This window comes from Lentilactobacillus senioris, assembly GCF_026798195.1.
Classification (GTDB): domain Bacteria; phylum Bacillota; class Bacilli; order Lactobacillales; family Lactobacillaceae; genus Lentilactobacillus; species Lentilactobacillus senioris_A.
Map to the genome: position 1 here is coordinate 288,699 of NZ_JAPQEZ010000001.1, position 24,405 is coordinate 313,103.

Sequence of the window (24,405 nt, forward strand, 5' to 3'; positions counted from 1 at the left end):
CCCTTTATAAGAAGCGGTTGAAAAAACCGCGATGAAATGGTGGAAAGTGAGGTCCATGAAAATCACGACCGTGAGGGCCAAATGGTGATGAAAAATCTTCATCTTCTTCATTATCTGCTTTTAGACCCGCTAGCATTTTGGTTAATAACTGGTTAAGCTCTTCTTGTTCATCAGCGGTTAATCCTTGAGTTAGATTTTGGGCAATACTATCAAAATCAGTGCCAGTTGATTCATTGAGGAGTTCTTTTCCAGCTTCGGTTACTGCTAGTCGACTCACGCGTTTATCATTGCTGTCGGCGGTAACGGTAATAAAGCCTTTATCAGTTAACTTCCGAACTAAATCGCTAGTGGATGAGGGACGAATATCAAGAAGCTCACTGAGTTCTCCCTTGGTTAAATTTTCGTGCTTAGAAATGATAAATAACGCTCTAGTTTGACTGGTGAAGTGAACGCGATAATGCTGAGCGCCGTGAGTTCTTAATGCACTCATAATACGCATTAAATTTTTAATAACTTCAGTAGATTGGTTGGCCATAATATGCCTCCTTGAAATATATTTAGGTACCTAATAAAATCTAAAGTATACACGTCGCTTTTTAGAATGCAAGAGTTTTATTTAGGTACCGAAATATTTTTTTGAATTCCTATGGTTGCAGTTTAGAAATTGAACAGCGATAATAAAGGCAATAATGGAAATGAGGTTTTTAAATGACGATTAAAATGGTAGTAACCGACATGGACGGTACTTTTTTAAACGCAGATAATACTTACGAACATGATCACTTTAAACGGTTGTTTCAAAAAATGACTAAGTCGGGCATTAAGTTTGTGGCCGCCAGCGGGTCGCAGTATCAACGACTCCAGAATCAATTCGCAGCAGTAGCTACCCAAATGGATTTTGTTTCACAAAATGGAGCGATTGTTCATAGCGGCAATGATTTGGTGAGTGTTGATAAGTTAAGCGATTCTGATCTAGCTACGATCTTGCGCATTTTGGCTGAACGGTTTGAACCCGGAGCCATCATGCAGCAAACTATTTCGGGATTGCGCAGAACCTACGTTGACGTTACTACCCCTAAAGAAGTGGTCGACGTGGTAAAACGCTACTATAGCGAAATAGAATTGGTACCAGATTTACCCCATCTCTCCAGTGAAAGAGTGCATGACGCAATTACTAAGGTGGGAGTAACCTTTGGCATGGGCGGTAACTTCGCACACCAAGCGCAAACTTTGCGCGCAGCGTTGCCGAAGACGGTTGCGAGCCAAAACTCCGGCTTTCAAACTGAATTGATTGGTAATGCCGGGATCGATAAGGTAACCGGAATTAAGCAACTGCAAGAACGCTATGGGATTGCCACTGACGAAATTGCTACTTTTGGAGATAACGAAAATGATTTGGCTATGCTAAAGATGACTCCTTACGGTTTTGCGATGCAAAATGCGGCGCCTGAATTTAAGCAACAAGTTAAAAATGTGACGGTGGCGGATAATAATCACAATGGGGTATTAGAAACGATCGAAGCTATTTTATAAAAATTAAGTCCTTACTGTTAGCTTGAATCTTAACGGTAAGGATTTTTATTTAAAATTGGTTCGCGAACCGAATGCACATATGGTTTGCTATTTGAACTTTTGATCCCACTTTGAGTTTATAATGATTTCAGTGTATTATAATTAGCACAGAAGTCGAATGTTGGACGTTGATTTACGAAGGGAAACAATATGAAAATTAAAAAACAGGCTCAGGTTGCTATTCATACCGCAGCCACTGCGGCCGCTGGTGTTGCGATTACGCCAATTCCGTTTGCTGATGCGGCATTACTAATTCCAATTCAAACCGTGATGATTACGCGCATTTACCATGCGTACGGACAAAAAATTTCTAGTGGTGTAATTAAGGGTGTCCTAACTGCAACGACTGCTTCTAGTGTTGGTAAAAGCGTAGTGGGGAATGCTTTTAAGCTAATTCCGGGAGTAGGGACGGTAGCCGGTGCAATGATTACTGGTAGTACTGCTGTAGCCGTTACCGAAGGCTTGGGCTTTGCGATTGCCAATGCCTTTGAAACTGATGGCATTGATAATTCTAATGATTTATTGAAGGTGATTTCTAAGTACCTGACTAACTTTGCTAAGTAAACTGCTGAGCTAAATCTCCCCCTTTTTAGCGAGTTGGTGATAGGATTGGTGTGTAAATAATAAAGGGGGACTTATATTATGGCAGATTACGATAAAAAAGAAGACAAGGCATTAGATAAAATTAGTGAGGTACTAGATCGTTTAGATACCAACGTTTCTAAAGAAGATGCAGATCTAGAAGCAGGTCACAGAACTCGTGCTTGGTTCGAAAAGCACCGGGCAATTCACGATGTTAAAAAGATTATGCACGAAGTTGGTAAATACGATCGTTTTGATGAAGATCAATACAATAAATTCATGAAGGATTACCAAAAGGCAATCGATGATTTTGAAAAAGAATAATTACTAAAATGGTTAACGAAATCCTGGAGTAAAGGTTTACGTTAACCATTTTTTGCACCCAAATTAATTTAAGGAAAGGCTGTTATACCAAGCTTTTGACAAATATTTGAATAATTGCAAGTCGCTTCCTTTGACTTAGTAAAATTAATAGCTTATTCTGTTGATGTTCACAACAGTGAACGGCATGTTACATAATAAAAACTAGGGGGGAAATAATATGCCACTTATTAAACCAAATACGATGTCAAATCGTGATCCAAAAGAAGACAATTTAATTGATCCAGCTAACTCAGTGATTGCGATTATCGATTATCAACCAACTCAACTGTTGACGCAAGAATCAGCCAATACCGCTAAAATTATGCGCAATGTAGTTGATTTAGTCCGTTTAGGTAAATTGTATAATGTGCCTATTGTGCCATCAGTAGTTAACGTTACTTCTGGTGATAACGAACCATCATTTCCAGCCTTGCGTGAAGAATTTGGGGACATGGATGTTTACGATCGGATGTCAATTAATGCTTGGGAAGACCAAAACTTCTATGATGCAATTCATAAAACTGGGCGGAAAAAGTTAATCATCGCCGCTTTATGGACTGAAGCTTGTCTCTCATTTCCAACTTTGGATGCCTTAAAAGAAGGCTATGAAGTTTACCCAGTGTTAGACTGTGTGGCTGGTTCTTCAGTTGATGCTCATAATGCCGCTGTTATGCGAATGCGAGACTCTGGTGCCAAGATGACTTCTGTGCCACAATTGGCGTGTGAATTTCAACGAAACTACGACCTTAACAAAGCAACTGTTCCTGGATATGCTTCTATCCTGTCAGATGCTGGTTCATTCCTTAAGGTAAGATAATAACAAAAATAAAAAGATCCCAAAAAGCCTGTGAGCTTTTGGGATCTTTTTTTTATTGAAATTTATTGTGATATTTCAAGTGAGTTATTCGTTAGTTACCGAACTTCTCAGCACTCTAATTGTTAATCATTCAACGTAAATTGTAACTTCATCTTTGGTTCGCCCAATGCTAACATGCGACCTAAGAGATGGTTGGCATTCTTTTGGTACAAGTCTGCCATTTGGTTGTTGATGTCTTCCAAGTAAGCTTGCTTATCAGTTTGGTTAGCTACTTCTTGGTCGGCTTTGATTTGTAAGCTACGGCAGCCTGCAACAGTATTTTGTTCGAAGATGTTTTCTTCGTCTTCGTACAATGGGAAGTCTGCGTCTCCCATGAGGGCCATGATGTTGCCTAACCAGTAAATATTGGTTGGGTCAGTTTCACCAGTGGTACTCTTGTAGTTCTTAGGAGTGTCCTTAACGTTTGAGTAGAATGGTACTACTGCGTTAAAGGTATTAGGACCAAATGCTAACCAGTGAACACCGGCAATTTCAGCAGGAACATCATTACGGATTTGTAAGATGTGAAGTTCTTGGTTTCGGTTGATACCGATTGGTCGGAAGAGTTCTTTTTCTTCGTCGGTACCTAAAGTGCCGTATGGATCGTAAACGGTGTTTTGGTAGTGAGAACTCAATACCCACTTAACATCTTCAACGGAAATCTTTTTGTCAGTTCGGCAAATGAATGGTAAGTCTTGATCCAATGGAGAGGTGTCCATTTCTGGGTTGAAGTATTGTTGACCGTACCAAGCCCGAGGGTTGTTGTACCGGGTATCCTTGATAGTGGCACTTCCGAAAATGTGGCGAAGGTTGTAACCTTCTTTGTCTGGATTCAAATGGTATTTAGTGATGATTTCTTCTAAATCAGTTGAAGACATAGTGTCATCAGAATCAAATTCAAAATCATCAATATTGAAGCGGTTTGGTGCAACTACGTAAGCGTCATCGGGGATCTTGATTGCAGCCCAATGGTGGCCGGCGATAGATTCAAAGTACCAAACTTCATCCTTGTCTGAGAAGGCCATTCCGTTAGTTTCATAAGTTCCATATTCAGTAATTAATGCGCCCAAACGTTCTACCCCTTCACGAGCGGAGTGAATGTATGGCAATACTAAAGTAGTGAAGTCTTCTTCACCTAAACCATTTTCGACTAATGGATCGATTCCTAAAATTCGAGAATTGGTAGTAATAGTTTCGGTAGCGGTCATAGCGATGTTTTCGCTGTTGATCCCTGCACCAGCCCAGATACCGTGACCATCAGTAGCGTCAGGAGTAGCCGTATAACGCATTGGATTATCTGGTAGGTCCAATGAAACAGTGCTTAAAACGGCTTGGTAGTGGCGAGGTTGATCTTCGGGATTAACCACCACAAACTTTTGCGGATTTAATGGTCCGGCACCGTCTTCGTTACGAGCGATAAGGGTGGAACCATCGATAGTGGCTGCCTTACCAGCTAGAATTGTAGTACATGAACCTTTGATACGTTTTGTCATGAATGCTCATCCCTTTACTTAGTTTGATTATAATTGTAGGTCATTTAACACTAAAATGCTAGCGCTTCCGAGATTTTACCAGAGATATTCTACTGGATCTTTAATGTATTTGTTATAGACATCGTTCACAATCTGCATTTGTTCAGTTGTAAAAGCAGGTAATTCTGCGGCCGAAGCATTGTGTGCAATTTGTTCAGGCTTGCTAGCTCCCGGAATGACAGCGGAAACGGCATCATACATTAAAATGTAACGCAGAGCCATACCTGCTAAATTGTCAGTGCCTAAGCGTTGCTTAAGTTCGTCAGCTGCCTTGATACCAGTAGAATAATCAACACCAGAGAAAGTTTCTCCCTTGTCAAAAGCTTCACCGTTACGGTTAAAGTTACGGTGATCTTCCTTACCAAATTGAGTTTGAGCAGTATATTTACCACTCAATAAGCCACTGGCTAATGGCACCCGTGCTAGGATACCTACGTTATGTTCTTGGGCCAGACGGAAGAAGTTTTCTGCTGGGCGAAGTCGGAACATGTTAAAGATGATTTCGACGGCGGAAATATCAAATTGCAGTGCCTTGATAGCTTCTTCTACCCGTTCCACACTGACACCGTAGTGCTTAATTTTACCCGCGGCTTTTAATTCATCTAACGTTGCGAAGACCGTTGGATCATAGTAAACAGAAGTAGGTGGGCAGTGGAGTAGAACTAAGTCTAATGAAGCGACATCCATATTTTTTAATGAACTATCTACAAATGCAATTAAGTTTTCTGGAGTGTAATTAGCCACTGTATGAGGTTCAATTTTACGACCAATTTTGGTGGAGTAATGCACGTCTGGATGAGTTTTTAGAAATTGGCCCACGGCGTGTTCACTGAGTCCATCTTGATAAATATCAGCGGTATCAAAATAATTAACGCCGGCTTGATAAGCAGCTTCTAGAGTATCGATGGCGTCTTGTTCGTCAAATGGTTCGCCCCATTTGGAACCCAATTGCCAAGTTCCCAAAGAAACTTCACTGATGTTAAATCCGGTTTTACCTAATTTACGAAATTCCATAGTATTCTCCTTCGCGTTCAAAATTGTAATCGTCTCCATGATATCATAGAGGAATTTTAATGTATAATGGCGCAAAGGAAGTGGTGAAATGCGCAAAGTAGTATTATTTATTGCTCAAAGTTTGGATGGTTACATTGCTAAGACGAACGGTAATATTGATTTTTTAGAAAATCCACAACGGGATGAAAGTATCGATCATGAGTATGAAAATTTAATGGCTAACGTTGATACAGTGGTGATGGGCCGTACCACATACGATCAGGTGGTGAATGAATTGATGCCTGATCACTATCCTTATGAACAGCAGCAAAGTTACATTTTGACTAGTCAGCCCGCAACCGAGATGGCTGATCGACACTTCGTAAATGAACCAGTGGTTGAATTAGTTGAAAAATTACGTCGAGAATCCGGAAAAGAGATCTGGATCATTGGCGGTAGTAGCTTAATTGCACCACTAGTGAATGCTAATTTGATTGATAATTATATTATTGCCGTGCTGCCAACCATTTTGGGTGGTGGCATTCCATTGTTCAACGAACAAACCCAAGAACGTAAACTGGTATTGAAATCGGCACAGCAGATTAATGATATTGTGTATTTGAAGTATGGAAAAAAGGTCACTCAATGAAATGAGTGACCTTTATTAATTTTGAAGCTAACGTGCAATTCGTAAATCTGCTTCGGCACTCAACTAACTCGCCTAACTACAAAATAACAGGTAGCGGTATTCACCGAACTACCTGTTATTTTTAGGTTAGAAACTCTTTAATTCCCGAAGCGCAGTAGTCGGCTGAGTTTCAAAAAACAAAACTCTAGCCAACCTTGCGAAGGTTCAACTAAAAATTTCTTTCAGAAATTTAGTTTCTCTCTCCAGCACTTTAGCCTAAAACGGCCTCGACCTTCAATTAGCTCCCTTAACTACAGAAAACGAGATAGCGATACAAACTCAGTATCGAACTATCTCGTTTTCTTAGGTTAATTGTCACTAATTCCCGAAGGTCTCAGCACTTTACAGATTGGGATCCATCTTGAACGTCAACTTCGAAAGTTCTGCTCCGTCCGTCAATAGCTTGAAGAGGAGGGCCTTAGTTTCTTGGTTGTAATGGTCAGCGATTTCTTTGTTTTGCTTAGTCAAGTATTCGGTTAATGCATCACCTGAAAGGTTAGCAGATTCCTTGTCGACTGCAGCAATCTTGCGCCGAGCCCATTCTGATAGGTTCTTTTGGTAATCTAAGTTTTCTTCACTAAATTCACTGTAGTGAGATTCAACTACCGTAGCCAAAGCTTCGTAAAGCCAGAATGAACTGTTGAGATCCATCTTTTCTGGAACTTCACGGTATGATTCAGCGGTGTCAGTAGCATTAGTAAAGAATGGTACGTAAGGGCTGAAGCTAGGAACACCCATTTCAACCCATTGCACACCGGCGTTACCGAATTTCTTGTTATCCCGCATTTGCAAAATGTGTGATTGAGCAGTCCGAGAAAGAGAAATTGCCCGGTAAACGTGACGATCAAAATCACTACCATTTCCCAATGGATCGTACTTAGTTTCATTGTAGTGAGATTTCAAAACGTATTGAATATCTTCTACAGAAAGTTTGCGATCTGGTTTGCGAATGAATGGCATTTCTGGATCTTCTGGAGTTTGGTCTTTAGTCTGTGAAGGACTGAAGTAACGTTGTGCAAACCAAACTCGAGGAGTGTTGTAATGGTGATCTTTTTGAGTATCAGTTCCGAAAATGTGGCGGAAGTTCCAGGCATTTTCGTCTGGGTTCAAGTGGTTATCAGCGACGAATTCTTGAATTCCGTCTGCCCACATGTAGTTGTCAGGATCATCGAAATCGATGTCTTGGATCGCAATTTGGTTGGCAGCTACGGCGTAGCAGTCATCAGGGATGCGAACGGCAACCCACATGTGGCCGGTAACAATTTCCATGTACCAAACGTCATTTTCATCGTTAAATTGAATTCCGTTACCTTCAGCAGAACCGTATTCTTTGATTAAGTTGCCTAGGTATTCAACCCCTTCACGAGCTGAGTGAATGAAAGGCAATACTAAAGTAGTCAAAGAATCTTCGGCAAAGCCGTTTTTAACGAATGGGTCGTAGGCAAGAACTTTTTCGTTAGCGTAAACACTTTCGGTAGCACTTTCGCCAACGTTAGCTTCGTTGAAGCCGTCTTCTTCGTTAGGTCCTTCGCTTTGGTCTGCGTTAGGAGTAGAAGTGTAACGCATGCCATCGGCAGGCATTGGAACGGTTAATTGGTTGTATGGAGAAACATAGGTTTCTTTTCTACCAGTAACAGCAGGTTGGACGAAGAAGCGCTTAGGGTGAATGGCTACTACCCGGTCTTCGTTACGAGAAATGTAAGTTGAGCCATCCATGGAAGCTTTTTTACCAACCATGATGGAAGTACATGCTGAGTTTTCTAAACGATCTAAATCTGTCATATTTATAATCTCCTATCTAACTCTTTCAACTAAATGATTTACATTGGCAATTTGATTTAAATACATGATTAAGCGACTGTAGCGATATTCATCGGCTTCGCTGAACTTCTTGGCCAAGCGTTGACCAATTTGGTAAACGCTGGTGTGACCGTCGATGGCTAGAAAAACGAAACTGCCGTACTGGTCTAATTCCAAATAACTTTTAGCAGGGATTTTAAAGTGCAATTTGCGAAAGAAATTTTGAATAGGGTGGTCTTCGTCTTTTTCGATGGTGACGATGCCTTCCTTAACCGTGTAATGGGCTTCAGGGTTTTTCTTATATACCATTGTTTTTAATTCAGCGTCAGTGATTAAATCAGCCTGCTTATTTTTCTTCCGACGTTTCATCTTTAGGATCTTCCTTAACTCTAAGGATTGGAATAATAACGGCAATGATCATAATTGCCATGACAATCCAAGCCATTTCGTTACTTGCGGCAAATCCGGTAAGGGTTCTAGTCTTGATAACGTTGAAGATATGCAAGAAGATCCCGATCAAACCAATGATAGAACTACCAGCGATCAACCCGGATGAAAGACTAACCCCACCCTGAACACGTTTGTCAGAAAGAGCCTTGTTGTGCTTAGAAACTTGTTCCACAATTAAACGAACAAGAGCCCCGATGAAGATGATGGAAGTGGTTGAGATTGGTAGGTAAAAACCAAGGGCAATGGTCATAACTGGAAGGCCCCACATAAGAAGAACCACGGAAATAACCAAACCTGCGATTACCATGACCCAAGGAAGTTTGTTGGACATAATTCCTTGAGTTAAGGCAGCAATCAAGTTAGCTTGTGGTAAAGCAAATGGTGGGTTAGCACCAGTAATGCGAAGTTGAGGAGTCAAAACAACTGTCATCCCAACAACCACGATAGTACCGATAGTACCGGCAACGGCGTAGTATTTAGCCATTTCACCTTTGTTACCACCGATAATAAAGCTAGCTTTTTGAGTTTGCATGTAACCAGAACCAACAGAAATGGCGGTAACGATGAAGACCCCAAATGTTAATAGAATAGAAATGTGACTAGTGCTAGTCCAACCAGCAACTGCGAAGATCAAAGTCATGATAACTAATGAAGCAATGGTCATCCCAGAAACGGGGTTGTTAGAAGCTCCAATCGTTCCGGCCATCCGAGCAGAAACAATAACGAATAGGAATGAAAGGATTACGGCTAAGATACCACCGACAATCATAATCATAATGTTTTTAGCAAAGAAAATACTTACTACGAAAATTCCAATAATCCCAACTAATAAGGCAATCATGCCATTAGCGTTAGAATCGCCGTTAGCGTTCTTTCTTGCATCTAAAGTACTCTTGATAGAAGCAGTGATAGCAGGAATTAATTTGATAGCACCAATAATCCCACCACCAAGCATCATTCCGGCACCAATATACTTAACGTAGTTACCAGAAACGCCGGAAACGTCCATTTGGTTAACTAGCAAGGCTGAATCGTTCCAAACGTGAGCGCTGCTACCAGCCATACTGGTGAAGTAACCGATTAATGGAGTAACCGCAAAGTTAGCCAATATAGAACCAGCCATAATAGTCATCGAAACATCGAGCCCGATAACAAAACCGATCCCAAGCAACATTGGGTTAACTTCCGTAGACATTTGCCAACGATATGACTTGCTTCCTTTGAAAGAAATCATAGAGTTGACCCAGCCCATAAATTGGGTAGTCATGAAAGTGATGATCCCACCAATTCCAAAACCAATTCCCATCATTTTAAGGGATTCACCACCAGTTTCAGAAGCAACCATTGCTTCTGAGATGGCCATGGATTCTGGGTAAAGGAGTTTACCGTGTTCTTGCACAATGAGGTAGTTATAAACTAATGATGATACCCCAAGGGCAAAGAGAACGGCGGTTACCCCTACAAAAAATCCAGTAATTAAGTTAACTTTACTACCAATTAAAACAATAGCTGGTAACACATAGATCATCCCACTGGCGATGGCTTCACCACCACTGGACATACCTTGGAGTAAGTTAACCCCTAAAATACCTTTTTTACGAGCGAACAAGCCGACCATTCCAGAACCTAAAATAGCCCCTGGAATCCCAGCAGAAACTGTTAGTCCGGCTTTCATTCCAGAATAAGCAGTTGATGCAGCGAAAATAATAGCAAGGATAGCACCCATGATCATGATAACGGGACTGCCACCCTTGTTGTCCTTTTCACTTACGAACGGAACGTACTTGTCACCAGGCACGCCGCCGTAAGCGGATTTTGATAATTGCTTCTTAGCCATATGGCCTTCCTCCTTACAAAGTAGTGAATATACTTCTTGTTAAGAATAACGCAAAATGGATAATTTTTATACGATTTTTTAGCGATTTACTTGAATAAAATTAACAATGCTTTTATTTGACATTAAAAAATAAATAGAATATGATAGTTTATCGTTAGTTTTTAATTAATAAACTAACTAAATTTGAAATAAATTAAAAAGGAAGTGGCTTAAATGGATGACCAAAAAGAAGTACAAGTAACCACTAAAGACATGTTGCAGTTTGTGTTTAACAAGGTCTTGAAACAAAAGTGGATTTTAGTGGTTAACGTTTTAGCATTGACCTTAATTACCGCATTACAATTTGTAATGCCTCAATTTGAAAAAATCATTATTGATAAAATCATTCCAATGAAAGACCTGCATTGGTTGGCATTAGTAATCGGTGGTTTATTGCTAACGGCAGTGGTTTTAGGGTTGCTTAATTATTTTTCCTCATATTATATGGGGGTGATGAGTCAATCGGCGATTACCGAGTTACGAAACGATCTGTATCATGATTTATTACGTCAGGATACGACTTTCTTTGAATCTAGCAAAACTGGAGATTTGATGGTGCGGTTGACTAGTGATATTAACAACCTACAAAGTATGATTTCTTCTAACATGTTGTCAATGATTGGCAACTTATTCACCTTTGTTGGTGTTTTGATTTTTATTTATATTGTGAACTGGCAAATGGCGCTGGCAGTAACGGTTACTTTCCCATTAATGTTTGTAATTTATCGCGTTTTTAGGGATCGAATTCATAAAGCTTACCGAGCTGCACGATTATCACAGTCGAAGATGTCCAATCAAATGCAAAATACCTTGACCCAAATTGATTTAATTAAGAGCTATACTAATGAAGATTTAGCGCAAGAAAGTTTTAACGAAGCCTCAGATCAAAACCGGCGGGACATGATTAAAGCTACTCAAAATGGGGCGATTTTTTCACCATTAATTGATGGTGTGAATTACCTACAAGTGGCAATTATTTTGTCATTAGGAGCTTACTTCGTCATGCAAGGACAATTGACGGTGGGGGCGTTAGTGGCTTATTTAACTTACGTGGCAATGCTCCAGAGTCCAATCATGGCATTTACGAGATTACTAAACCAAATTCAACAATCATTGGTTTCTTACGGTCGCATCAACGAAATTACCCAAGTTAAACCAACGATTTTAGAACCTGCTCATCCGGTAGCTTTTCCTAAAGCGCCGTTAGCGGTGGAATTGGATCATGTCAACTTTAGTTATTTAGGTAACTCTGATATGCCAACGATCGAAGACGTTTCATTTGACGTTCCAGCTGGTAAAACTACGGCGTTAGTTGGGCACTCTGGTTCTGGTAAATCCACAATTACTAAATTAATTGATCGAATGTACGATATAAATGGTGGCAAAATCACCATCAATGGCGATAACATTGCTGATTTTCGATTAGAGGATTTACGCCGGCACATCGCGATTGTTTCCCAGGATCTCTTTATTTTAGATGGGACGCTGCGTGATAACGTGGTCTATGCTAAGCAAGATGCTACGGATGAAGAAGTTAACCGCGTTATCGAAATGGCTGATCTGACTAATTTTGTAACGGGATTACCTGACGGCTTAGCTACCCAAGTGGGGGAACGGGGAGTAAAACTCTCCGGCGGTCAAAAGCAACGATTATCGATTGCTCGGGCTTTACTGAAAAATGCACCGATCGTAATTTTGGATGAAGCAACGGCTAGCTTGGATAACGAAGCCGAAAAACAAATTCAACACGCATTGGATAATTTGACCGAAACGCGAACCACAATTGTGATTGCCCATCGATTATCTACGGTGTACGGTGCTGACCAAATTGTTGTTATCGATGACGGCAAGGTGGTTGAAAAAGGCACGCACCAAAGCTTGTTAGATCAAAATGGTGCTTATGCCAAGTTATATCAAGCTCAATTTAATTAAGGTGGAGAAACTATGTCAAAAGAAACTACCCAACTAATTCGATTATTTAGAGAAATTAATCATCAACCAGTAATGGCTGCTAGAACCCATCATCATGGTCGCGGAGCTCAACGGTTACTACAATTATTGAGTCGCCATGACGGCCTGAGTAACGCGGAAATTGCAGAAATGTTAGATATTCGTCCCAGCTCAGTGAGTGCTAGTATTAAGCAATTGGAAGCTCAAGAATTGATTGAGCGCCAACCTAGTTTAAGTGATAAACGGATGTTGACGGTGCACTTAACTAATAAGGGTCGGCAAATTACGGATAGGTTAAACCAGGTTAACGACCAAATGAGCGAACGGCTTTTTGCTAACCTAAACAAGGAAGAACGGTGCCAACTGGTCGAGTTATTGACTAAGGTAAACCAAGAAGCCCAGACGTTAAGCACCAATTTGGATTCGGAAATGACGGACTTAACTCGCCAGGCCCGGATGATTAAAGAACAGTTCCATCGGTAACATAAAAAAGCTGATGCCTATTTTAGGCATCAGCTTTTTTATAAATAGAATTATGAATCTTGTCTGGTTGCAGCAATATCGATTTCACGAATATTAACTTCTTGAGGCATATCATAAATGAACTTAACGGCTTCGGCTACGTGGACTGGGTCCAAGGTAATACCGCCCATCGTCTTCTTCCAACTTTCGTAATCTGAAAGAGCTTCGTCATCGGTTACGTGAGTTAATAATTCGGTTTCGGCTGCGCCGGGAGCCACCATGGCAACCCGAACGTTCTTAGCGGAAACCTCTTCGCGAATGGTTTCACTTAACCCGTGCACACCAAACTTAGATGCAACATAAGCTGCATGGTTTACGAAGGTTTTTTTGCCGGCCAAAGAAGACATGTTGATGATAGTACCGTGTTCACGTTCCATCATATCGTCTAATACGATTTGAGTTCCGTTTAAAACTCCCATAACGTTGGTATCCAGCATTGTTTGCCATTCCTTAGGATCTTGGCGCCAAACGTTACCTAATAACATTACTCCGGCATTGTTGACTAACAAATCAGTTTTGCCGTAAACGGCTTCGGCTTTACGAATTGCGGCTTCAAAAGCAGTTTTGTCGGTAACATCTACGGCTTCTACCATAACTTGGTCAAAGTTTAATGGTAAAGCTGTGATTTTTTCAGTGCGGCGACCTAGTAGTAACATTGGGTAACCGTCTTGGTTAAATAGCTTAGCCATTTGGACGCCAAATCCAGAGCTGGCACCGGTGATTACGACTAATGGTTTTTGATTATTCATAGTTATTTTTTCCCTCTTTCTAGTTGATAGTGGTAATATACAACCTGAAGTTAACTTCAGGTCAAGGAAAAGGGAGAAATTTTTTTAGATGTATAAAATTAGTGATATTGCTGACAAAATGGATGTGTCCGTAGATACGGTTCGTTACTATGATCGAGAAGGGTTGATGCCTTTTGTAGAACGGGATAAATCCGGTCGGCGGGTGTTTACCGATCATGATTTAAACTTCATTGAAGTCATCCAGTGTATGAAACAAGCTGGGATTCCGGTTAAAGAAATTGCGACTTTTATTGATTGGTGCATGACCGGTGACGAGACGTTAGAACAACGGTACGATTTCTTAGCTGATCACGAACAACAATTAGAAACCAAAATTCAACAGTTAGAGGATAACCTTGCCTTTTTGCGTTGGAAAAAGTGGTACTATCAAACTGCAATGGAAGCGGGAACTGAAGAGATTCATTTCTTAGAAGGGACCAATGTAGTGGATCCTAACGAACGTAAACGATACGAGCAACTACTAGCTGATGGTCAGTTAGAGTCTAAATGAGGGGATGAAATGCCCGTCTAAAGGCAATTATAAAAGTTAGGTGCTCCTAAGAAAAACATTTACTTTAAGTTAAAATATGTTAATATTGTCTTTGGAAATAAAAAGGAGGCGGCAGCTATGGCAAAAAACAAGCCTGAAAAAGAAAAGAAAGAAAAGCTGATCCACTACGCCAATGGTCCTTCGTTAGAAGAAATCAATGGTACGGTGGAAGTTCCTAAGGGAAAAGGATTCTGGAAAACCCTGTTAGCATACTCTGGTCCTGGAGCATTGGTAGCGGTAGGTTATATGGATCCTGGTAACTGGTCAACTTCAATCACCGGGGGGCAAAATTTCCAATACCTCTTGATGTCTGTTATCTTAATGTCGAGTTTAATTGCGATGCTATTACAATACATGGCGGCTAAACTGGGCATTGTGACGCAAATGGATTTGGCCCAGATGATCCGTACCCGTACCAGCAAGGCGTTAGGGATTATTTTATGGATTATGACAGAATTAGCAATCATGGCAACTGATATTGCTGAAGTTATCGGTGCGGCGATTGCGCTGTACTTGCTGTTTGATATTCCGTTAATCATTGCTGTTTTCATTACCGTTTTAGATGTTATGTTATTGCTCTTATTGACTAAAATTGGTTTTCGGAAAATCGAAGCTTTGGTGGTTGCTTTAATCCTGGTAATCTTCGTGGTTTTTGCTTACCAAGTAGCCTTGTCAGATCCTAACTGGGGTGGTGTAGTTAAAGGATTGGTGCCAACTGCCCAAACCTTTGCTGACACTCCTCATATTGGGGGCCAAACTCCATTAACTGGGGCCTTGGGAATCATTGGGGCGACTGTTATGCCTCATAACTTGTATCTACATTCTGCAATTTCTCAAACCAGAATTGTGGATCACAACGATGAAGAAGATGTGGCACGGACTGTGCGCTTCACTATGTGGGATTCAAACATTCAATTAACCATGGCATTCTTAGTTAATGCTTTACTATTAATCGTTGGGGTAGCCGTATTTAAGAACGGTGGGGTTAAAGATCCATCCTTCTTCGGTTTGTACGATGCCCTTTCTAATCCAGATATCTTGAGCAATGAAATTTTAAAAACCGTGGCTCGTTCTGGAATCTTATCAACTTTATTTGCGGTAGCTTTGTTAGCTTCCGGTCAAAATTCCACGATTACCGGTACCTTAACTGGACAAGTTATCATGGAAGGCTTCATCCATTTGAAGATGCCAATTTGGCTTCGAAGATTAGTAACTCGTTTGCTATCAGTGGTTCCGGTTATCATCGCTGTTATGATGACTAGTCACCAAAGCGAAATTCAACAACACGAAGCTCTGAATACTTTGATGAATAACTCGCAAGTCTTTCTGGCTTTCGCATTACCGTTTTCAATGTTACCATTATTAATGTTCACAGATAGTAAGTACGAAATGCACGATCGGTTCAAAAACTCAATAATTGTCAAAATTCTTGGTTGGATTTCGGTAATTGGATTGACCTACTTGAACATGATTGGCTTACCCGGCCAATTTGAAGGCTTCATGGGTGACGGTGCTAGTCAATCTGAATTGGCATTAGCTGATACATTGGCTTACATCGCGATTGCATTAGTGCTAGCTTTATTGGCTTGGGTAATTTGGGACTTACGTCGCAGCAATCAACGTTACGTCCAAGCTGAAGCGGAACAAAAAGCAAAACAATAAATCAAAGTTGGAGGGGACTGGTAGTTAATGGCACAAAAACAAGAACCAAACAAAAATTTTAAACGAATTTTAGTCGGGGTAGATGATTCAGAAGATGCACAATTGGCATTTCGCTACGCAATTAGGGAAGCTCGTCAAAATGATGCTACACTAATCATTACTTCAATTCTTGAAGACGATGACATGAGTGTTTACCAGGCTTTAGATAAGAACTTTGTAAAAGATCAACGCCAAAAATTATACGATCACGTTAACGAATATCGGAAACTTGCTTTGCGAGCTGGTGTGAAAAACGTGGATATTATTATTTCTGAAGGGCAAGCCGGCGAAACAATTGTCAAAAAGGTAATTCCCGCAGCTGAAGCGGACTTACTAGTAATTGGCTCACTTTCCAAGACGGGCATTCGGAAGTACTTTGGTTCCCAAGCATCTTACATGGCTAAGTACGCACCGATTTCAGTGATGGTAGTTAGATAACAATGTACTTAAATATGATTTAATAAAAAACACTGAAAACTTAAGTTTTCAGTGTTTTTTATTATGCAAGAGATTGCACTCTCCGTTTTATTTCATCACGCACTTGACGAAAGACGGCTAACTTCTCTTCTGGAGTTCCTTGAGCTTGAGCTGGATCAATTAAAGGCCAGTGTTGTTTTTGCACGCTAGGAGGAGTCATGGGGCATTTGTCACGAGCATCACCGCAAAGGGTAACCACTAAGTCTGATGACTGTAAGTAGTCGTTGTCGATTAACTTGGAAGTGTGGTTCGAAATATCAACGCCGTCTTCTTGCATTACTTGAACGGCTAAGGGATTTAATCCGTGAGTTTCCACTCCGGCACTTTGGACTTGCCAATCAGCTCCTAAGAATTGGCGGGCATAGCCTTCTGCCATTTGACTGCGACAAGAATTGCCGGTACACAAAAAATAGACTTGTTTCATTAGCGTTCTCCTTGGTAGTTTGGCTATAGTGTAGCAGATTAAAAGTTAAAAAGGTGATTTATTTGAATTTAAAATTCGGATAAATGGATATACCAATTTTGTGAAAATATAGTTAATTGTAGTTATGTTAATTGATATTTACCTAAACCAGTTTTCGAGATACTTAACTCTATGCTATACTAGATCATATTGGAAAAAACGAATGGAGAATGGAGATTTGAAATGCAAAAAAATAATAATTTAAGCACTTCCTCCCAAGTTACTCGTGGGATTTGGTGGGCGCTGTTAGCTTCTATCATGTGGGGCGTTTCTGGAACGGTCTTACAAGTGATTTCTCAAGGTGAAAATATTCCAGCTGGTTGGTATTTATCAGTTCGGACTTTGGGAGCCGGGGTGATTTTAATTATCATCAGTGCCTTTATGTATGGTAAGAAAATTTTTGCCGTGTTTGAATCTTGGCGCATGGTGGGTTGGTTAGTCGCTTATGCTTTACTGGGATTATTGGCCAACTTGTTAACTTTTTACATGAGTATCCAAACTGGTAACGCATCATCTTCAACGATTTTGCAATACCTAAGTCCGCTATTCATTGTGTTGGGCGCGATTGTGATTAAGCATGAAAAACCTAACATGGCTGAATTGGTTTCCTTTGTTGTAGCGTTAGTCGGTGTTTTCTTGGCCATTACTCATGGTGATATTCATCAGTTGGCAATCCCAATGGTTTCAGTTATCTGGGGTGTGCTTTCAGGGGTGACCGCTGCTTTTTATATTGTATTACCTAAACCAATTACTAAATACTATTCCCCAATGATCGTCTTGGGCTGGGCCTTTTTGATTGCTAGCTTGGTTCTTAACATTTTTAACCCATTTTGGGTTAACGTTCCAGAAGTTAGCACCCGGTTAGTTTGGTCAATGAGTACGGTAATCGTGGTCGGAACCATTCTACCTTTCTTATGCATCTTGCATTCATTAAAATTCGCGCCATCAGCTTCCGTTAGTATCGTGGATGCTGCACAACCAGTAGTAACTTTTGTATTGAGCTTATTATTCTTAGGAATGAAGTTTAACTGGGTTGAATTTGGTGGGGTAATTTTAGTTATTATCGCGATTTACATTTTGCAACGGTTTAGCGAATAGCAGCCCTTGTTACTCTTAAATATTTGTGATATTATAGCAGTTATGAAAGCGGTTTATTTCATTTTTCATGGAGTAGACCAGTTCGTGGCCGGCGGAGGATTTCCGCCGGCTTTTAGTTTAGATTGTTGTTTTTATCACAAATTTAGGAGGCAAAATTATGGCTTATCAAACAGTTAATCCATATACCAATGAAGTGGTTAAGACCTATCCCAATGCCACTACTGATCAAATTAACGCTACTTTAGCAGTGAGCGATAACTTGTATCATGAATGGCGGCAAAACGATCAAATGGAAAAACGGGCAGAGATTTTGCTAAACGTAGCGGCCGAATTTCGGCAACGCAAAAACCAATTAGCACGGATTGCGGTTACCGACATGGGCAAGCTTTATAAAGAAGCTCAAGGTGAAGTGGAATTATGCGCAATGATTGCGGAATACTTTGCTAAGCACGGGGCGGAAATGCTTAAACCCACTCCGATTAAAACCATCGCTAATGGTGCAGCAGAAGTCCAAAAGCACGCTACGGGGATCATTATGGCTGTAGAACCTTGGAACTTCCCTTACTACCAAATTATGCGGGTCTTTGCTCCTAACTTTATGGTGGGCAACCCCATGATCTTAAAAGATGCCTCTAACACCCCTGGTTCTGCGGAAGCCTTTGCTGATGCAGTCCAAGAGGCTGGAGCACCAATTGGTAGCTTAACCAACTTATTTCTAGGTTACGACCAAGTTTCTGAAATTATCGCTGATCCCCGGGTTCAAGGAGTAGCGTTGACTGGTTCAGAACGAGGCGGGCGTTCGGTCGCAGTCGCAGCAGCTGAACACTTGAAGAAGAACACGATGGAATTAGGCGGTATGGATGCCTTTATCGTATTAAAAGATGCTGACATTGATGAAGTTGCTGAAATTGCTTGGCGGACTCGTTTGTACAACGCTGGTCAAGTCTGCACGTCATCTAAACGGTTTATTGTAGCAGCTAACTTGTACGATGAATTCTTAAACCGCTTGAAAGCTAAATTTGCAGCAGTGGTTCCTGGTGATCCAATGAAGGCTAGCACTACGCTAGCACCAATGAATTCCAAAAAAGCCAAAGAAAAGTTGCAAGCCCAAGTGGATGAAGCAATTGCTAATGGTGCTAACGTTTATTACGGTAACGAACCAATTGATCTACCAGGTCAATTCTTTATGCCAACTATTTTGACCGATATTGACAAGAATAACCCGGCTTTTCGAACTGAAATGTTTGGCCCGGTTGCCCAAGTCTATAAGGTTAATTCCGAAGCTGAAGCAATTGATTTGGCTAATGATTCTGAATTTGGTTTGGGGGGCATTGTTTTTGCTGGTGATGCTGATCATGGTGCCGAAGTGGCTAGTCAAATCGAAACTGGAATGGTGTTTGTAAATAACTTCATGGCTTCCTTACCCGAATTACCATTTGGGGGCGTTAAGAAGTCCGGCTACGGTCGAGAAATGAGCGAATTAGGAATGATGGCGTTCGTTAACGAACAGTTGATTGTGAAAGCTGACCATCCTGACTTAAGCAACGTTGCTGGTGGCTTAGTTGCTACTGACTAAGTAAGGTTAAATGCTTTTAGAATTAGGTAGGCTGTGCTATATTTTCCCTAGATACTAAATTAAGTAGGAGGGGATACTATGGATTATGAATTAAAGGGGGACGTGCCATTTCCGATGGCATTAGTTCACTTGAACGCTAATGATAAAGTACAAATCGAAAACGGCTCCATGATTTATTTTAATAACTCAATTAGCCTGGATGGGCATTTGAATAGCAACGGCAAAAAGGGCCTAGGTGGGTTAATGAGTGCGATTGGTCGGGGAGTAACTTCCGGTGAATCTATGTTCATTACTACTGCCACTTCATCAGCTGATGGCGGCGAAATTGCGATTGCTCCTGGAAATCCCGGCGTTATTCAAGAATTAGAAGTTAATGCTGATCAACAATGGCGGTTAAACACTGGTGCTTTCTTGGCTTCAGATGAAAGTGTTAGCTATAATATGGTCCGTCAAAAAGCTAGTGGTGCTTTGTTCGGTGGTACTGGTGGATTTTTCATTATGGAAACCCAAGGTACTGGGACTATGTTAGTGAGTGCTTATGGCGATTTGATGCCCTTAGATCTAAACGATGTCAAGGATTATGCTATCGATAATGATCACGTAGTTGCCTGGTCTCAGAACTTAGATTATAATATTGAACCGGCCAGTGGAGTCATCGGGTTTAAGACCGGTGAAGGGTTAGTTACCCGCTTTACTGGTAGTGGTCGAGTTTACGTTCAAACTAGAAACTTGAAATCATTAGCTGACCTTTTAAAACCCTACCTTCCTACTAATACTTCCGATTAAACAAACAAAAACACACCTGCGGGAACAGGCGTGTTTTTTTGTGATCTACGAGTTTACATTATTGGAGTTTACCATGAAGTTTTCTATCTATCTCTTATTCAAGGGGGATGTTTTTAAGGGGATAAACTCGCGATCATATTTTCAGCTTAGTTAGGGGGTATAGCCAACTTCTAATTGACTATGCTGTAAGTATAGAAGTAGCAACTTAAATGGAACTTAAAATTCCATTTAAATTTTAAAGTTACGGTGAGCAGGCGGATAAGCAAAAAAATTGCATTCTAAAAGTAAGCTGTTAAGATAATGAATTAACTACGTAGATAAACAGCAAACTGGAGGTAAAAAATGACAACTAAACCAGATTTTGCAGCACAAAAGGCGCAATTAACTAAGTTACAACGTGAAGTTACTCAAAATGCAGCTACTGAAGCCCCGTTTACCGGTGAATATGATAATTTCTATCAAGACGGAATTTATGTTGATGTAGTAAGTGGTGAACCGTTATTTTCTTCGCTAGATAAGTACGATGCGGGATGTGGGTGGCCATCATTTACTAAGCCAATTACTCCTCTGACTGAAAATACGGATACCAGTTACGGAATGATTCGTACGGAAGTTAAAAGCCAGCAATCTGATTCTCATTTAGGCCATGTTTTTCCAGACGGTCCTCAAGACAAGGGCGGCTTGCGTTACTGCATTAACTCGGCGGCTTTACGCTTTATTCCAGCCTCAGAATTAAAAGAACAAGGCTACGGTCAGTATTTATCGTTGTTTAATAAGGAGGAAGCATAGATGACAGAAGATTATGCAATTTTTGCTGGTGGTTGTTTTTGGTGTATGGTGCAACCGTTCGATCAACAACCAGGAATTAAATCGGTAGTAGCTGGTTACACTGGCGGTCACGTTGCTAATCCAACTTACGAGCAAGTAGCGTCCCATACTACTGGTCATACCGAAGCAGTTAAAATTACCTACGATCCAGCTGTGATTTCATACCGGCAGTTAGTAGACATTTATTGGCGTCAAACCGATCCGACCGATGCTTCTGGTCAGTTTCAAGATCGCGGAGATAGTTACCGACCTGTGATTTTTTACCATTCGGAGGAACAAAAACAAGTAGCAGAAGAATCCAAGGTGGCATTGGCGGCTAGTGAAAAATTTGATAAACCAATTGTCACCCAAATCGAACCCGAAAAACCATTTTACGTGGCGGAAGAGGAACACCAAGATTTTTATCGTAAAAACCCGTTAAGATATAAAATTGAAGAAATGGGTGGACGTGAACAATTCATTAAACAAAATTGGAATAATTAACAATTAAAGGGGCAGACTATCTGCCTCTTTTTGATTGCCAAACTAAAACCTAGGTTTTGAAGGAAAAACCCCATATAATGAAGGCAGATCTTAAATTCTAAAGGGGGAAGCTTTATGGATACTAAGAAGAATGCAATTCGTGACTTTCACGGCCAAGATACTGGCAAGCCCAACTTGACTAGTGACAACACTCGAGCAGATTTGAAGGGACACCAATTTGAAACGCAAGGGTGGATTAAGTTAGTTGACAAAGGAGTCGATAGTCATAAAACGCCGGAATTGTCCTTATTAAATATTCAACACCACTATCCTGAAAGTACCACGAATAAAATCTGGTACCAAGGCAAAGTGGTGGCTAATAATCGAATTTGGGCAGTCTTAAGGGACGGCTCGTATTTACCACTGGGTCCGTTAAGCTCCCTGAACGTTTTTCGAAATCAAGTGACGGTCAGTCCCAAATATGACTACTTCGAAAGTTTTTCGTACGTTCAAGATCAAAATAAGGCCCAACCCGTAGAGGCAATTTGGCCGTATACGGCTACTTCTCATTCTGGCAAAAATGATGTTAACGGTGACGATAGTAGTGCTCCAGTTGAGGCGGTGCCATCCCAAACGTTAGTAACTCCGACGGCTGCGGAATTAGCTCGCATGCAGGCGATTGACAATGAAATCAGTCAAACAGCGGATGCCGGGACCGTGACGATTGCGTTTATCGCGGATACCCACATCGATAGTTGGAAAACCCCAGGTACGATGAGAGCACTTCGTGAAATTCAATTAATGAGTTATTATGCTAAAAACTTCGGGGTGGATCTAATGATTCACGGTGGCGATGTTAACGACGGCATTCAGCCTAAAGAGTATTCTGAATCAGATGTTACTCGGGCAATGGACGCCATGAAGATGGGGCAACGGCCGTTCATCGTGTTGCAAGGCAACCATGATGATAATTCGGGCTATTCCCGTGACGTTGCGGGTTACGATCCTGATCAGGTGATTACTAATGCTGACTCACAGAATTTAAGAGTGGCGGCGTTTGACAAGTGGTTAGATATTCCCACTGGCGACCAAAACCCTAATCAGGCGGTTTTTGGTCGTTACGATGTTCCTAATAGTTCGGTAGTGGTTTTAGTCTTAGATGGATTTGATATGCCTGATTTGCCGCGAGAAGCTGAACACTATAATACTTTCCGGCATGGTTACACGCACTACAGTGAATCCCAAATTAACTGGTTACAGCAAACGTTAGCAGAGATTGATGATGATAAAACGATCGTTATTTTTGACCACATCACCGTCAACGGTATTGATCCCACTCTTTGGCAAGCCGGTGGCCGGTTTGAAAATAACACCGGTAAAGCAGCCGGCACTTCTACTCGGGAAAGTCACGCCATTTACCAAGCCATTGTGGACCACCAAGCTCAACACCACAACGTAGCGGGATTTTTAGCTGGTCATACTCATATGGACGATGCAGCCTTCAGCGGCGATGTGCAGTTTGCAACCGTAACGTGCGGCCTTAGTGATCGGGGGGATGGCAAAACGCAACGCCAAATCGGTAAATTAAACGAAAGTGCCTTTGAGATTATCCAAATCAATCCAGTGACCCGTTCCGTTACCCAGCACCGGTTAGGCTTTCAAGGTCCTAATTTTAAAAAGCAGTGGCAATTTTAATTTGGCGAATAATCTGGTATGCTAGAACTCCGATTCTAATTTAGGAGGCTTACTAGATGAAGTTTGCAAAAGTAGTACCAGAAAGTTTAACGACCGGCACGTTCGCCGAAGTTTACGACGATGTAGATTCCATGTTGCGCGGTAAATTAGTGCAAAATGAAAATGCAGAAAAGCAACGAATTACCCATGCCATCATCGAAACGGCGGTGTTTGAGCGGGTTAAATTTACCAAAAGTCAGTTAACTAAGTTAGAATTAACCGATGTTGTTTTTAAAAACTGCGATTTTTCTAATTGCGATTTAACCAACGCTACCCTGTACCGCGTGGAATTCTACGATTGTAAATTAGTGGGGGCTAACCTAGAGGGGGCGTACCTTAGTCAGGTTTTATTTGACCACTGCCTATTAGATCTAGCTGGTTTGAACAAATTAGACGTGCGCAAGACCCAATTCGTTAGTTGTAACTTAAAAGACGCTAACTTCAGTGATAATAATTTGCGGGAAACAGAGTTGGTGGACTGCGACATTAATAATTTGATGTTGTATGATACTAGCCTGAAAAACCTCGACCTTAGCTCCTGTCGGTTTGCGACTTTGGAACTAGAATCGAAAACTTTACGGGGGTTGACGGTGACCGAAGAGCAAGCCGCTATGCTGGCCAACAGCTATTTAGGGGTTCGAATTAAATATTAAATATGGCGCTACCCATTTGAGTGGCGTTTTTTTGTGGAATGAAAATCACCTCGAATACTCCATTTAGGATTAGTACTCGAAATTTCCCGAACTAATCACACTTCT

The 24,405-nt window shown here is 41.0% G+C and carries 25 protein-coding genes; 17 read left to right on the plus strand and 8 right to left on the minus strand.

Translation table 11 applies throughout. The annotated features are described in order from the left end of the window. Positions 1 to 4: 4 nt before the first annotated feature. Complete coding sequence (locus OXT66_RS01405) at positions 5 to 535, minus strand: MarR family winged helix-turn-helix transcriptional regulator (RefSeq protein ID WP_268595286.1); 531 nt, start codon at positions 533 to 535, stop codon at positions 5 to 7. Between the two features lie 173 nt (positions 536 to 708). Between OXT66_RS01405 and OXT66_RS01410 the strand changes: the two genes are divergently transcribed. The 4 genes from OXT66_RS01410 (at position 709) to OXT66_RS01425 (ending at position 3,334) form a co-directional block, all read left to right on the plus strand. Beyond that, a complete protein-coding gene (locus OXT66_RS01410) occupies positions 709 to 1,533 on the plus strand; it encodes an HAD-IIB family hydrolase (protein ID WP_268595287.1) in 825 nt (274 codons plus the stop codon). Between the two features lie 189 nt (positions 1,534 to 1,722). Continuing rightward, on the plus strand, positions 1,723 to 2,136 hold the full coding sequence (locus tag OXT66_RS01415) for a DUF697 domain-containing protein (RefSeq protein WP_268595288.1): 414 nt from the start codon (positions 1,723 to 1,725) through the stop codon (positions 2,134 to 2,136). Between the two features lie 78 nt (positions 2,137 to 2,214). Then, entirely contained in the window at positions 2,215 to 2,478 is a 264-nt protein-coding gene (locus tag OXT66_RS01420) for a hypothetical protein (RefSeq protein ID WP_268595289.1), read from the plus strand. Between the two features lie 217 nt (positions 2,479 to 2,695). After that, on the plus strand, positions 2,696 to 3,334 hold the full coding sequence (locus tag OXT66_RS01425; RefSeq protein WP_268595290.1) for an isochorismatase family protein: 639 nt from the start codon (positions 2,696 to 2,698) through the stop codon (positions 3,332 to 3,334). Positions 3,335 to 3,456: 122 nt separating this feature from the next. Here OXT66_RS01425 and OXT66_RS01430 read toward each other — a convergent pair whose 3' ends face one another. After that, on the minus strand, positions 3,457 to 4,866 hold the full coding sequence (locus OXT66_RS01430; protein WP_268595291.1) for a C69 family dipeptidase: 1,410 nt from the start codon (positions 4,864 to 4,866) through the stop codon (positions 3,457 to 3,459). 75 nt (positions 4,867 to 4,941) lie between these two features. Continuing rightward, positions 4,942 to 5,919 carry an aldo/keto reductase gene (locus OXT66_RS01435; RefSeq protein WP_268595292.1) on the minus strand — a complete coding sequence of 326 codons (978 nt, stop codon included), beginning with the start codon at positions 5,917 to 5,919 and terminating at the stop codon, positions 4,942 to 4,944. An 88-nt stretch (positions 5,920 to 6,007) separates the two neighbouring features. Here OXT66_RS01435 and OXT66_RS01440 point away from each other — a divergent pair, with 88 nt between their 5' ends. Then, entirely contained in the window at positions 6,008 to 6,547 is a 540-nt protein-coding gene (locus tag OXT66_RS01440) for a dihydrofolate reductase family protein (protein ID WP_268595293.1), read from the plus strand. Between the two features lie 381 nt (positions 6,548 to 6,928). Here OXT66_RS01440 and OXT66_RS01445 read toward each other — a convergent pair whose 3' ends face one another. From OXT66_RS01445 to OXT66_RS01455, 3 genes are read right to left on the minus strand one after another with little or no spacing between them, the layout of a single operon-like run. Then, on the minus strand, positions 6,929 to 8,368 hold the full coding sequence (locus OXT66_RS01445; RefSeq protein WP_268595294.1) for a C69 family dipeptidase: 1,440 nt from the start codon (positions 8,366 to 8,368) through the stop codon (positions 6,929 to 6,931). 12 nt (positions 8,369 to 8,380) lie between these two features. Then, positions 8,381 to 8,755: a PqqD family protein gene (locus tag OXT66_RS01450; RefSeq protein ID WP_268595295.1), complete on the minus strand. Its 375-nt coding sequence runs from the start codon at positions 8,753 to 8,755 to the stop codon at positions 8,381 to 8,383. Beyond that, positions 8,733 to 10,673 (minus strand): OPT/YSL family transporter, encoded by a 1,941-nt coding sequence (locus tag OXT66_RS01455; protein WP_268595296.1) that lies wholly within the window; start codon positions 10,671 to 10,673, stop codon positions 8,733 to 8,735. Before OXT66_RS01455 ends, OXT66_RS01450 begins: the two co-directional genes overlap by 23 nt. 213 nt (positions 10,674 to 10,886) lie before the next feature. Here OXT66_RS01455 and OXT66_RS01460 point away from each other — a divergent pair, with 213 nt between their 5' ends. Both OXT66_RS01460 and OXT66_RS01465 read left to right on the plus strand, forming a co-directional pair. Further along, complete coding sequence (locus OXT66_RS01460; protein ID WP_268595297.1) at positions 10,887 to 12,644, plus strand: ABC transporter ATP-binding protein; 1,758 nt, start codon at positions 10,887 to 10,889, stop codon at positions 12,642 to 12,644. A 12-nt stretch (positions 12,645 to 12,656) separates the two neighbouring features. After that, positions 12,657 to 13,145: a MarR family winged helix-turn-helix transcriptional regulator gene (locus tag OXT66_RS01465; RefSeq protein WP_268595298.1), complete on the plus strand. Its 489-nt coding sequence runs from the start codon at positions 12,657 to 12,659 to the stop codon at positions 13,143 to 13,145. Between the two features lie 50 nt (positions 13,146 to 13,195). Here OXT66_RS01465 and OXT66_RS01470 read toward each other — a convergent pair whose 3' ends face one another. Then, complete coding sequence (locus OXT66_RS01470) at positions 13,196 to 13,933, minus strand: SDR family oxidoreductase (RefSeq protein WP_268595299.1); 738 nt, start codon at positions 13,931 to 13,933, stop codon at positions 13,196 to 13,198. An 88-nt stretch (positions 13,934 to 14,021) separates the two neighbouring features. Here OXT66_RS01470 and OXT66_RS01475 point away from each other — a divergent pair, with 88 nt between their 5' ends. The 3 genes from OXT66_RS01475 (at position 14,022) to OXT66_RS01485 (ending at position 16,661) form a co-directional block, all read left to right on the plus strand. Next, a complete protein-coding gene (locus OXT66_RS01475) occupies positions 14,022 to 14,483 on the plus strand; it encodes a MerR family transcriptional regulator (RefSeq protein ID WP_268595300.1) in 462 nt (153 codons plus the stop codon). 117 nt (positions 14,484 to 14,600) lie between these two features. Further along, on the plus strand, positions 14,601 to 16,184 hold the full coding sequence (locus OXT66_RS01480) for an Nramp family divalent metal transporter (protein ID WP_268595301.1): 1,584 nt from the start codon (positions 14,601 to 14,603) through the stop codon (positions 16,182 to 16,184). Between the two features lie 27 nt (positions 16,185 to 16,211). Then, positions 16,212 to 16,661 carry a universal stress protein gene (locus OXT66_RS01485; RefSeq protein WP_268595302.1) on the plus strand — a complete coding sequence of 150 codons (450 nt, stop codon included), beginning with the start codon at positions 16,212 to 16,214 and terminating at the stop codon, positions 16,659 to 16,661. Positions 16,662 to 16,722: 61 nt separating this feature from the next. Here the strand turns inward: OXT66_RS01485 and arsC are convergent, their stop codons facing one another. Continuing rightward, complete coding sequence (gene arsC / locus OXT66_RS01490; protein ID WP_268595303.1) at positions 16,723 to 17,124, minus strand: arsenate reductase (thioredoxin); 402 nt, start codon at positions 17,122 to 17,124, stop codon at positions 16,723 to 16,725. A 222-nt stretch (positions 17,125 to 17,346) separates the two neighbouring features. Between arsC and OXT66_RS01495 the strand changes: the two genes are divergently transcribed. From OXT66_RS01495 to OXT66_RS01525, 7 genes are all read left to right on the plus strand, one after another. Continuing rightward, positions 17,347 to 18,261 (plus strand): DMT family transporter, encoded by a 915-nt coding sequence (locus OXT66_RS01495; protein WP_268595304.1) that lies wholly within the window; start codon positions 17,347 to 17,349, stop codon positions 18,259 to 18,261. A 157-nt stretch (positions 18,262 to 18,418) separates the two neighbouring features. Further along, a complete protein-coding gene (locus OXT66_RS01500) occupies positions 18,419 to 19,837 on the plus strand; it encodes an NAD-dependent succinate-semialdehyde dehydrogenase (RefSeq protein ID WP_268595305.1) in 1,419 nt (472 codons plus the stop codon). 78 nt (positions 19,838 to 19,915) lie between these two features. Beyond that, positions 19,916 to 20,623, plus strand: coding sequence for a TIGR00266 family protein (locus OXT66_RS01505; RefSeq protein ID WP_268595306.1), 708 nt, complete (start codon positions 19,916 to 19,918; stop codon positions 20,621 to 20,623). A gap of 342 nt (positions 20,624 to 20,965) precedes the next feature. Next, positions 20,966 to 21,412: a peptide-methionine (R)-S-oxide reductase MsrB gene (msrB, locus tag OXT66_RS01510; protein WP_268595307.1), complete on the plus strand. Its 447-nt coding sequence runs from the start codon at positions 20,966 to 20,968 to the stop codon at positions 21,410 to 21,412. Beyond that, positions 21,413 to 21,934 (plus strand): peptide-methionine (S)-S-oxide reductase MsrA, encoded by a 522-nt coding sequence (gene msrA / locus OXT66_RS01515; RefSeq protein ID WP_268595308.1) that lies wholly within the window; start codon positions 21,413 to 21,415, stop codon positions 21,932 to 21,934. A gap of 114 nt (positions 21,935 to 22,048) precedes the next feature. Beyond that, entirely contained in the window at positions 22,049 to 23,608 is a 1,560-nt protein-coding gene (locus tag OXT66_RS01520) for a metallophosphoesterase family protein (RefSeq protein WP_268595309.1), read from the plus strand. A 56-nt stretch (positions 23,609 to 23,664) separates the two neighbouring features. Next, a complete protein-coding gene (locus OXT66_RS01525) occupies positions 23,665 to 24,300 on the plus strand; it encodes a pentapeptide repeat-containing protein (RefSeq protein WP_268595310.1) in 636 nt (211 codons plus the stop codon). Positions 24,301 to 24,405: the final 105 nt, after the last annotated feature.